An 11,079-nucleotide genomic window follows, 5' to 3' on the forward strand; every position below is an offset into this window, starting at 1 on the left:
ACCCGGCGGGGCCTTCAGGCCCGGCGCTTGAACAGCGCGGACGCGCCGCTGGCCCGCGCCACGTCGTCCGCCGCGGCCAGCAGCTGCGGGCCCAGCGTGAGCATGCGTTCCTCCGTGAGCCGCACCAGCGGCCCCGCGATGGTGATGACGCCGATCACGCCGCCGTGCGCACCGCGCACCGGCGCGGCCATGGCGGTCATCGCGGGGGAGAACACCTCGTTGATCATCGAGAAGCCGCGCTTGCGCGTGGCGCGCAGGAACACGAGCAGCGCCTTCATGGTGGTCGGTGCTTTGGGGCCGAAATCTTCCGGCTGGCCGAAGCCTTGTTTCGCGACGAGTTGCAGCGCCTGTTCGTCCGTCATGGTCGAGAGCCACGCGTGGCCCGCGGAGCTGCACGAGAGGTTCACCGACAGGCCCATGTCCGGGTCGTAGCGCAGTCCGCGCGTGGCGCCTTGCGCCTTCGCGACGAAGGTGAGTTCGTCGCCGTCGACCACCGCCAAGCGCACCAGTTCGCCCGATTCGACCGCGAGCCGATCGAGCAGCGGCTGCGCCACATCGACGATGCCGCTGTTGCTTAAAAAGCTCAGGCCCAGCGACACCAGCTTGATGGTCAGCATGTAGTCGCCATGGCTCTGGTCTTGCCGCACGTAGCCGCAGCGCACCAGTTCACTCAGCAGGCGATGGGTGGCGCTCAATGGCATTTCCAGCTCGGCAGACAACGCGGAAAGCGCGCGGCCTTCGGGGTGGCCGGAGAGGTGTTCGAGCACCTTGAAGCTGCGTTCGAGTATGGCTGTCATGAGACGACTCTAGCATTTTGCCAAGTGTTTTCACTAGTAGAAAGATTTTCCACTAAATCGATAAGATCGCGCCGTCTGGGGTCGGAGGCGCTTCTTGGCGCCCCGGCATGGATCGCTCACATCGCAAGCTGGAGAACAACTTTGAGAACGCTTTACCGCTCGCTGGCCACCGCCGGCCTCGCCCTCGCCCTGGTCGTTCCTGCTGTTGCGCAAGCGCAGCAGGAGCGCGTGATCCGCTTCGGCCACCTGAACAACGCCGACCATCCCGTGAGCTTCGGCGTCAAGCGCTTCGCTGAACTGCTCTCGGCCAAGAGCGGCGGCAAGATGAAGGTGCAGGAGTTCCCCGCCTCGCAGCTGGGCAACGAGATGCAGCAGCAGTCGGCACTGCAGGGTGGCGTGCAGCAGATGTCGGCGCCGGCCACCACGTCGCTCGCCGGCATCGTCAAGGAATTCGGCCTTGTCGACTTCCCGTTCTCGGTGAACAACTTCGCGCAGGCCGATGCGCTGCTCGATGGTCCGCTCGGCCAGGCATTGATCGCCAAGCTCCCCGAGAAGGGCCTCGTCGCCCTGGGCTACTGGGACCTGGGCTTTCGCAACGTGACGAACAGCAAGCGCCCGATCACGAAGCCTGAAGACCTCGAGGGTTTGAAGATCCGCGTGATCCCCAACCCCGTGTTCCTCGAAACCTTCAAGGCCTTCAAGGCCAATCCGGTGCCGATGCCCTTTGCCGAGCTGTACGGCGCCCTCGAAGCCAAGGCGGTCGATGGCCAGGAGAACCCGTATGCAGTGATCCTGTCGAACAAGTTCTACGAAGTGCAGAAGTTCGTGAGTGCGACGAACCACGTGTACGCCGCCAACATCGTGCTCGTGAGCAAGAAGTTCTGGGACTCGCTCACGCCCGCCGAGCAGAAGATGATGAACGACGCGGCCAACGAGGCGCGCGGTTATCAACGGCAAGTGAGTCGCGCTGCTGCACAGAAGGCCGTCGGTGAACTGCAGGCCAAGGGCGCGCAGTTCAACGAACTCTCGCCCGCTGAGCAGAAGCGCATGCGAGACATCGCCAAGCCCGTCATCGACAAGTTCGCCGCCCAGTACGACCCCGCCATCGTCAAGCTCTACAACGACGAGCTCGTGCGCATCCGCAAGTAGCGCGCCCCCACGGCTGACGACGAATTCCTTCTTCGTTCACGCCGGCAATTTCCGTCACTCCCACGTCTGCGCCTGCCGCCACCCGCGGCGCAGCGACACGTGCTGGGCGCGTGCGCCCGTCCGATTCCGCCATTGACCACCAAGAGGAGACTCCGTTGAAACATTCCAGATCCATTCCCTTCGGACTTGCATCGGCCGCCGCGCTTGCGCTGGCATTGACTGCCTGCGGTGGAGGCGACGGCGGCGGCGGCGCGGCCTTGCCGTTCCTGCCCGTGGCGCCCGCGCCCGCTGCATCGGCACCGCCGCCCGCACCGACCGACGAAGTGCCGCCGCCCACCGACCCGGTGGCCGAAGTCGACGACAGCTTCGACGAGTACTACAACGTGTGCCGCGGCACCAACCCCAAGTGCTACAACGACTGGGGTGCCTTCGCCACCACGCCCGACCGCGTGCTGATCTACTCGCGCACCGCGGGCCCACGCCATGCCGTGCTCGGCACGCCGATGGCGGCCGGCCTGAACCCCGCGATGAACCCCGACAACGTGATGCAGGCCGGCCTGCTGCGCATGCTGTCGGCCGAAGGCATCACGGTCGACTGGACCGAGGACGTGTCGGTGCTGAGCAGCCGCATCAACAACTACAAGGCGATCATCTTCGCGAGCTCGAACCGCGACACCTTGTGGAACGGCGCCGTGAGCACCAGCCAGGATGCTGCGCGCACTGCGCTGCGCAACTACATGCGCCGCGGCGGCGGCTTCGTGGGCCTGCACAACGCCTTCGGCGCCGAATACAACTGGCCGTACTACGAAGGCCTGCTGGGCAACGCGAACTTCTACAACCACGGGCCGAACCGCGCGGGCGACGTGGAGATCGTCTCGGACGACCCCTCGACGAAGGACGTGCCCAAGCGCTTCTCGTTCCAGGACGAGTGGTACAACCTGATGCCCTTCCCGACGAAGGTGAAGTTCCTGGCCAAGGTCGACACCTCGACGCTGAAGCCGCTCACCTCCGCGCCGCATCCGGGCCACGCCGACTTCCATCCGGTCGCGTGGTGCCAGTACTACGACGGCGGCCGCGCCTGGCTCTCGACCCTCGGGCACAACGCGCACTCGTTCACCGCCGACCTGTCGGGCGTGGGCGCCATCGAATTCCAGAAGCTCGTCGTGCAAGGCGTGAAGTCGGCGATGGGGCTGACACCTTTCTGCACCACCGAATAAGCACGACCTCCCGGGGCCGGTGCCGCGCTGTGCGCGCCGCACCGGTCGTTTCGAACATTCCTGTTCCAACGTTCACCGAGTAGAGACATCCATGAAGAAAAAATCATTGGTCACGCTGCTGATCTCGTGCGGCGTGCTCGCATCGCCGTTGCTGATCACCGCCTGCGGCGGCTCCAGCGGCGGAGGTGGCACGCCCGTGCTGCCCGTGGTGCCGGCCCCCGCGCCGCCGCCGTCTGCCGGCGCACCGCCTGCATCGCCACCCGCAGCCGCCGCACCTGCGTCTGACCTGTCGGACTGCTGCACCGCCGGCGACAAGGACTTTCCGAAGGTCGGCGGCAACCTGGGCAACCAGAACTATTCGAGCCTGCGCAAGATCAACAAGGGCCTCGTCACGCAACTCGGTGGCGCCTGGGTCAACCAGATCGAAGGCGGCATGACCACCGGCAACAACCAGAGCACCACCGTCGTCGTCGACGGCGTGCTCTACATCGAGTCGGCGCCCGGCAACGTGGTCGCGGTGGACGGCAAGACCGGCGTCACGAAGTGGAAGTGGACCACGCCCTACGGCGGCATCACCCGCCGCGGCGTGGCCGTCGCCAAAGACCTGGGCCTGGTGTTCACCGTCGCCACCGGCAACCGCCTCGTGGCATTGCGCACCGACACCGGCGCCGTCGAGTGGATCAAGCAGTACCCGACCAGCAGCACCGACCCCGACTACAAGGGCGCGCTGCAGAAGGTCGCGCTGGTCTACCACGACAAGCGCCTCTACCTGGGCACCAACGACGGCAACCGCGGCGCCGCGTTCTCTGCCGATGCGCTCACCGGCAAGGTGCTGACCACGTTCTGGGGCGTGCCCCGTGCGGGCGAGCTGGGCTACGACACCTGGGGCGGCGCGCCCGACGCGGCACGCACCGGTGCCACGCCGTGGATCCATCCCGCGGTCGATCCAGAGCTGGGCCTGGTGTACTGGACCTTCGGCAACGTGCGCGGCGGTTCGTCGCAAGACGGTTCCTCGCGCCCGGGCCAGAACCTGTTCGCCAACTCCATCGTCGCGCTCGACCTCAAGAGCGGCGAGTACAAGTGGCACTTTCAATCGGTGCACCACGACATCTGGGACATGGACAACGTGATGTCGCCCGTGCTCGCCGACGTGAAGATCGACGGCAAGGACCGCAAGGTCGTCATCTACGGCAGCAAGACGGGCATGTACTACATCCTCGATCGCAAGGACGGCAGCGCGCCGCTGGGCATCGACGAAGTGCCCGTGAAGCAGGACGCCCGCCAGGCCAGCTGGCCCACGCAGCCGCTGCCGCGCCAGGGCGCCTGGACCGAGACCTGCATCGTCGACCAGCCGCTGGGCACGGCGATTCCGGGCGACCCGAACCGCGCGGTGCCCAACTACACCAAGGGCTGCCTGTACGACGCGCACTGGGACGTGCCGATCCTGTCCATTCCGGGCCACGGCGGCGGCGCCAACTGGAACCACCAGTCGTTCAGCCAGCGCACGGGCCTGGTCTACACGGGCATGGGCTACGTGTCGGCGGCGCACTCGCTCAGCGAGTCGAGCAACGGCCTGCGTCCGCCGGGCACCTACATGACCGGCGCGGTCGTGGCGGTCGATCCGAGCACCAACCTCGTCAAGTGGAAGAAGCCGCTGCCGTACTCGGTGGCGCACGGCAACGGCATCCTGAGCACGGCCTCCGACCTGCTGTTCATCGGGCAGCCCGACGGCAACCTGCTGGCGCTCGATGCGCAGGACGGCACCGAGCTGTGGCGCTTCCAGACCGGCGCGGCGATCAGCGCGAGCCCGGTCTCCTACGAGATCGACGGCGAGCAGTACATCGCGGTGTTCTCGGGCGGCACCAGCATTCCGTACGGCGACTCGGCACCGCGCGGCGACCGGCTGTGGGCCTTCAAGGTCGGCGGCGCGGTGACCGCGGCCGCCACGCCGACACCGCCCGTGGTGCGGCGGCCCGTGTCGGGCCAGGCGGTGGAGGGCTCGGCACTGCCGACGCCGAACACCGTGTTCCTGGCGCGCGTGCAAACGCCGGCGAACGAGCCCGGCGCGACCGAGTCGACGGCCGTCAATGCCATGACGCCGACCTTCATGCGCGTGCCGGTGAACACCGTCGTGACCTTCACGAATCCGGCCACCAACGTCAACACCCATTGCGCCACGCAGTTCTTCGAAGGCCGCTTCAATCTGAGGCTGAACCCGGGCCAGTCGCAGACCCACACCTTTGACACGCCGGGCGAATACTTTTACAACGACTGCCATAGCCCGCGCCCGACGGGAAAGATCGTCGTTTATTGATATGTCCCTCAACCCCAACCCTGAAGGAGCAATGCGATGAAGTGGTGCAAGCCTGAGTTTGAAGAAATGCGTTTCGGTTTCGAAATCACGATGTACATTTCCGCGCGCTGAGCGCGGCCCCCACACGGCACCGGCCTTGCGCCGGTGCCGTTTTTTTGTTGGGCCCCCATGAAGATTCTGGTGCTGGGTTCGGGAGCGGGCGGTGGCTTCCCTCAATGGAATTGCAATTGCCGTCTGTGCGCCGGCCAGCGAAGCGGGCAGGTGCGGGCCACGCCCCGCACGCAGAGTTCGATCGCGGTGTCGGCCGACGGCGAACGCTGGATCTTGCTGAATGCCTCCCCCGACCTCGGCGCGCAACTGCGCGCCTCGCCGGCCCTGTGGCCGCGCCACGGACTGCGCCATTCGCCGATCGAGGCGGTGGTGCTGATGGATTCCCAGATCGACCACGTCGCAGGCCTGCTGAGCCTGCGTGAAGGGCAGCGGCTGCAGCTGTACTGCACGCCCGAGGCCCATGACGACCTCAGCGGCAGCCTGCCGCTGCTGCGCACGCTCGACAGCTACTGCGGCGTGACCTGGCACCCGTTGTCGCTCGAGCCTGGCGGCGGTGCCTGGCACGACATCGCCGGGCTGCGGCTGCAAGCACTGCCGGTGCCCGGCAAGGCACCACCGTATTCGCCGCGCCGCCAGACCGAGGCGCGCAGCGAGAACGCTGCAGTGCTCATCGAAGACCCCGCCACCGGCAAGCGCGTGCTCTATGCGCCGGGCCTGGCGCAGGTCGGCGAGGCCGAGCGCCGCAGCCTCGATGCCTGCGACTGCGTGCTCGTCGACGGCACCTTCTGGACCGAAGACGAAATGGTCGCGACCGGCCTCGGCAAGAAGCATGCGGCCGACATGGGCCACCTGCCGCAGTGCGACGGGCCGCACGGCCCCGGCATGCTGAAAGCACTCGACGCCTGCGCTGCACAACGCAAGGTGCTCATCCACATCAACAACAGCAATCCCATCCTCGACGAAGACGGCCCGGAGCGCGCGCAGCTCGTGCGTCGCGGCATCGAGGTCGCGTTCGACGGCATGGCCCTGGAGATCTGAACACGTGATGCAACAGCAACGGCAAGAGACACAAGACCCATGGTCCCTGCAGGAATTCGAAGCGAGGCTGCGCGCCATGGAGTCGCGCTATCACAGCCACCATCCCTTCAACCGCCGGCTCAATGCGGGCGAGCTGCAGCCTTTCCAGGTGCGCGGCTGGGTGGCGAACCGCTTCTACTACCAGTGCCGCATCCCGGTGAAGGACGCGGCCGTTCTGTCCAACTGCGACGACCGCGCCACGCGCCGGCGCTGGGTGGTGCGCATGCTCGACCACGACGGACATGGCGACCATGAAGGCGCCAACGCGGGCGGCATCGAGATCTGGACCCGGCTGGGCATCGCCACCGGCCTGTCGCGCGAGGTGCTCGAGTCGCATGCGCTCGTGGTGCCCGGTGTGCGCTTCGCGGTCGATGCGTACGTCAATTTCGCGCGCACGGCGCCGTGGCAGGAGGCGGTGATTTCGTCGCTCACCGAGATGTTCGCACCGCGCATCCACAAAGACCGGCTCGCGGGCTGGCCCACGCATTACCCGTGGATCGACACCTCGGGCCTGGACTACTTTCGCAGCCGCATTCCGCTGGCCGACCGCGACGTCGAGCACGGCCTCGAAGTGGCGATGCAGTGGTGCACCACGCGCGAGCGGCAGCAGCGCGCGCTGCACATCCTGGGCTTCAAGCTCGACATCCTCTGGGCCATGCTCGACGCGATCGAGAAGGCCTACCCCGACGACCTTCCGAAAGAACAGCAGCCATGACCGCATGGACCGACGATGCCCAGCCGGCGCTCACCTCGATCTACCGCATGCAGTGGGAAGAGGCGCAGCAGTGCCACGTGCTGCTGTTCCCCGAGGGCATGATCAAGCTCAACGGGCCGGCGGCCGAGATCCTGCAGCGCTGCGACGGCAAGACTTCGGTGGCCGCGCTCGTGGCCGACCTGGAGCGCACCTTCGGCGAGAGCGATCTGCATGCCGACGTGCTTGAATTTCTGGAGCAGGCCCGTGGACGCCACTGGATCCGCTGAGCTGCAGGCCCGCGCACCCCGCGCGGTCGCCAAGCCGCCGCTGTGGCTGCTGGCCGAGCTGACCTACCGCTGCCCGCTGCACTGCGCCTTCTGCTCCAACCCGGTCGACTACACGCGCTACCGCGAAGAGCTGGACACCGCCGAATGGATTCGCGTGTTCCGCGAGGCACGCGCGATGGGCGCGGTGCAGCTGGGCTTCTCGGGCGGCGAGCCGCTGCTGCGCGACGACCTGCCCGAGCTGGTTGCGGCGGCGCACGAGCTCGGCTTCTATACCAACCTGATCACCTCGGGCGTGGGCCTCACGCCGCAGCGCGCAGAGACGTTGAAGCGGGCAGGGCTGGACCACATCCAGCTGTCGTTCCAGGATTCGAGCCGCGAGCTCAACGACTTCCTCAGCTCCACGAAGACCTTCGACCTCAAGCAGCGCGTGGCCCGCACCATCAAGGACCTCGGCTACCCGATGGTGCTGAACTGCGTGATGCACCGCTACAACCTGCCGCACGTGGGCCGCATCATCGAGATGGCCGAGGCGATGGAAGCCGACTTTCTCGAACTCGCCAACGTGCAGTACTACGGCTGGGCCTGGCGCAACCGCGAGATGCTGATGCCCTCGCGCGACATGCTGGCCACGGCCGAGGCGGTGGTGGAAACCCATCGCCCGCGCCTGGACGGCCGCATGAAGATCCTCTGGGTGGTGCCCGACTACGCCGAGGGCAAGCCCAAGCCCTGCATGGCGGGGTGGGGCAGCGTGTTCCTCGTGGTCGCGCCCGACGGCGTGGCGCTGCCGTGCCACAGCGCGCGCATGCTGCCCGGGCTCGACTTTCCCAATGTGCGCGAGCACAGCATCCGCAGCATCTGGCAGGAGAGCCCGGCCTTCGGCGCCTACCGCGGCACGGGCTGGATGAGCAGCACGTGCCAGAGCTGCGACGAGAAGGAGAAGGACCACGGCGGTTGCCGCTGCCAAGCCTTCCTGCTGACGGGCGATGCGGCGGCCACGGACCCGGTGTGTCCGAAGAGTCCGCGGCATGAGGAGGTCGAGGCGATGGTCAAGGCGGCGGGTGATCCGCGCGACCTTGGCACGCCGATCCGCTTCGTGCCGGGCGCGCGGCGTGCGGGTGAACTCGTCTTTCGCACCGACGCGAACGCGTCGAGTTGAGCGGCTGCCCTCATGACGATCACCCATCGCCTGCCGCTGGACGGCGGGCATGTGATGCACGTCGAGGAGCACGGCAACCCGGCGGGCCTGCCCGTGGTAGTGCTGCACGGCGGACCGGGCTCGGGCTGCTCGCCGCTGTTGCGCCGGGACTTCGATCCGGCGCACTACCGCATCGTCTGCCCCGATCAGCGCGGTTCGGGCCTCAGCACACCTGCAGGATCGATCGAACACAACACGCTCGCCGATCTGCTGGCCGACTTGCGTTGCCTGCGCGCGCACCTGCGCATCGACCGATGGCTGGTGGTGGGCGGCTCTTGGGGCGCCACGCTGGCGCTGATGCATGCGCTCGATGCGCCCGAGGCCGTCGCGGGCCTGCTGCTGCGCAATGTGTTCCTCGCGCGCGAGAGCGACATCCACGCGCTCTTCGCCGGCGCCCTGCGGCACGACGGCCCTGCATGGCGCGCACTGTGGGACGAGGCCGAGCGCGGGCAATGCCCGGTGACGGTGCCGATCGCCGAGGTCTTCGCGCACGGCACCTGGGCGCGGCAGTGCGCGCTGACGCGCCACTGGTTCGACTGGGAACAGCGCCTCGCCACCGGCGGCGCTGCGCCGCCGATCGACGAGGCGATGCTGCCGCGGCTCGTGGCGCGTTACCGCGTGCAGAGCCATTACTTGCGACATTGCTGCTGGCTCGATGCGCCCACGCTGCTGCAGCGCTGCGCAGCATTGCCCGCCATTCCCACGCTGATCGTGCACGGCACGCAGGACGCGCTGTGTCCGCCCGAGGGCGCGCAGGCATTGGCGCAGGTGCTGGGAGCGCCGCTGCAGTGGGCGCAGGGCGCGGGCCACGACCCGACGCATCCGGCCATCGCCGCGGCCATGCAGCAGGCCTTGCGCGACTACGCGGCCACGCAGGCCTTCGGTTTCAGCGCAGCCGCGCCTTGAGCGGATCGCCGATCAGCGTCACCCGGCCATCCTTGCCGTCCTTGCGATAGGACCACAGCCGGTCGTTGCCATGGCCGTCGTCGGCCACGAAGAGCACTGCGTCGCCGAGCGCACGAAAACCCAGCGGCATCGCGTGGCGTTCGCCCGCGGCAAGGTCGGCCACGGCGCGCGTGCCGGCCGGCGTGCCGTCACTGGTCCACGGCTCGACGCCCCGGCCACCGCCGCCGTTCGCCGCGAACCACAGGCGCGTGCCGATGACGGCGAAGCGCGCCGGCGAGCCGTTCTCCGCGCCCGGTGCGATGTCTTTCACGCGCACCGTGCCCGCCGCCGTGCCGTCGCTGCGCCACAGCTCCGCACCCGACACGCCGTCGGTCGCGGCGAAGTAGAGCTTGCCGCCCATCACGGCGATCGCGCTCGACACGGAGCCGCTCGGGCCCGGGCGGATGTCCTTCACCAGCGCCGTGCCCTTCGCGGTGCCGTCGGTCTTCCACAGCTCGATGCCGTGCACGCCGTCGTCGGCCGAGAAGTACAGCGTGCGGCCCAGCACCGCCAGGTGCGTCGGCCGCGAGGGCGCGGCGCCGGGGCGCAGGTCTTTCACGAGTTGCGTGCCGTGTTCGGTGCCGTCGCTCTTCCACAGCTCGGCGCCGTGTTCGCCGTCGTGCGCGGTGAAGTAAATGTCGTTGCCCACGGCCGTGAGGTTCTGGATGCCTGCGTCCTCGAGGCCCGGCCGGATGTCTTTCACGAGGCGCGTGTGCTCGGGCGTGCCGTCGGTCACCCAGAGTTCGTGGCCCTGCGTGCGCGTGGTTGCCGTGAAGAACAGGCGCGGGCCGGCCACGGTGAGCTGGCGGGTGAGGGCGCGCGGCCCGGCGTCGACGGCGGACACGCGCGTGGTGCCCTTCGCGTCGCCCGTGGTCTTCCACACCTGGAAGCCGGTCTGGCCGTCGTCGGCCACGAAGTAGAGCGCATCGCGGAACACGGTCAGCTCGTTGGGCATCGCGCCTTCCTCGCCGGGGCGCAGGTCGATCACCTGCGCCGTGCCGGCGGCGGTGCCGTCGGTGCGCCACAGTTCGAGCCCGCTCGCGCCGTCGGTGGCGGTGGTGTAGACGTGCCCCTTGAATGCGACCTGCCCGGCGGGGAACGACCCCCGGAAGCCCGGCCGGATGTCCTTCAGCAGCGTGGTGCCGGCGTTGCTGCCGTCGGTGACCCACAGCTCCTGGCCGGTCGTGACGTGGAAGGCGCTGAACACCATCTTGCCGCTGCCCAGCGGCGCGAGGCCGGAGGGTGCGATGAAGGCCAGCCGCTGGCGCTGCTCGGGCAGCACCTCGCGTTCGGGGTCTTGTGCAGCGGCGGGCAGGGCCGCGAGCAGGGCGAGCACGGCGAGGCAAATGGCGC

At 68.2% G+C, this 11,079-nt stretch carries 11 protein-coding genes; 9 read left to right on the forward strand and 2 right to left on the reverse strand.

What is annotated here, in order from left to right; all coding sequences use genetic code 11:
• Positions 1-14: 14 nt before the first annotated feature.
• A complete protein-coding gene (locus IG196_RS09205) occupies positions 15-797 on the reverse strand; it encodes an IclR family transcriptional regulator (RefSeq protein ID WP_192195899.1) in 783 nt (260 codons plus the stop codon).
• Between the two features lie 141 nt (positions 798-938).
• Between IG196_RS09205 and IG196_RS09210 the strand changes: the two genes are divergently transcribed.
• The 9 genes from IG196_RS09210 (at position 939) to IG196_RS09250 (ending at position 9,687) form a co-directional block, all read left to right on the forward strand.
• Positions 939-1,946: a TRAP transporter substrate-binding protein gene (locus IG196_RS09210; protein WP_192195900.1), complete on the forward strand. Its 1,008-nt coding sequence runs from the start codon at positions 939-941 to the stop codon at positions 1,944-1,946.
• Between the two features lie 155 nt (positions 1,947-2,101).
• Positions 2,102-3,163: a ThuA domain-containing protein gene (locus IG196_RS09215; protein ID WP_192195901.1), complete on the forward strand. Its 1,062-nt coding sequence runs from the start codon at positions 2,102-2,104 to the stop codon at positions 3,161-3,163.
• 91 nt (positions 3,164-3,254) lie between these two features.
• Complete coding sequence (locus IG196_RS09220) at positions 3,255-5,477, forward strand: PQQ-binding-like beta-propeller repeat protein (protein ID WP_192195902.1); 2,223 nt, start codon at positions 3,255-3,257, stop codon at positions 5,475-5,477.
• A 36-nt stretch (positions 5,478-5,513) separates the two neighbouring features.
• Entirely contained in the window at positions 5,514-5,588 is a 75-nt protein-coding gene (gene pqqA, locus IG196_RS32350; RefSeq protein ID WP_013539171.1) for a pyrroloquinoline quinone precursor peptide PqqA, read from the forward strand.
• Between the two features lie 57 nt (positions 5,589-5,645).
• On the forward strand, positions 5,646-6,566 hold the full coding sequence (gene pqqB / locus IG196_RS09230) for a pyrroloquinoline quinone biosynthesis protein PqqB (protein WP_192195903.1): 921 nt from the start codon (positions 5,646-5,648) through the stop codon (positions 6,564-6,566).
• 7 nt (positions 6,567-6,573) lie between these two features.
• Complete coding sequence (pqqC, locus tag IG196_RS09235; RefSeq protein WP_192196965.1) at positions 6,574-7,320, forward strand: pyrroloquinoline-quinone synthase PqqC; 747 nt, start codon at positions 6,574-6,576, stop codon at positions 7,318-7,320.
• A complete protein-coding gene (gene pqqD / locus IG196_RS09240; protein WP_062481654.1) occupies positions 7,317-7,586 on the forward strand; it encodes a pyrroloquinoline quinone biosynthesis peptide chaperone PqqD in 270 nt (89 codons plus the stop codon). Before pqqC ends, pqqD begins: the two co-directional genes overlap by 4 nt.
• The gene (gene pqqE / locus IG196_RS09245) at positions 7,564-8,742 is read left to right on the forward strand and encodes a pyrroloquinoline quinone biosynthesis protein PqqE (RefSeq protein ID WP_192195904.1); all 1,179 of its coding nucleotides are present in this window, start codon (positions 7,564-7,566) and stop codon (positions 8,740-8,742) included. Before pqqD ends, pqqE begins: the two co-directional genes overlap by 23 nt.
• A 12-nt stretch (positions 8,743-8,754) precedes the next feature.
• Positions 8,755-9,687: an alpha/beta fold hydrolase gene (locus IG196_RS09250; RefSeq protein WP_192195905.1), complete on the forward strand. Its 933-nt coding sequence runs from the start codon at positions 8,755-8,757 to the stop codon at positions 9,685-9,687.
• On the opposite strand, the gene IG196_RS09255 is transcribed toward IG196_RS09250, so the two are convergent.
• Positions 9,668-11,062 (reverse strand): ELWxxDGT repeat protein, encoded by a 1,395-nt coding sequence (locus IG196_RS09255; RefSeq protein ID WP_225616989.1) that lies wholly within the window; start codon positions 11,060-11,062, stop codon positions 9,668-9,670. The genes IG196_RS09250 and IG196_RS09255 overlap by 20 nt on opposite strands.
• Between the last annotated feature and the right edge of the window lie 17 nt (positions 11,063-11,079).

Origin of the sequence: Variovorax sp. 38R, assembly GCF_014843395.1 — a bacterium.
Classification (GTDB): Bacteria; Pseudomonadota; Gammaproteobacteria; order Burkholderiales; family Burkholderiaceae_C; genus Variovorax; species Variovorax paradoxus_H.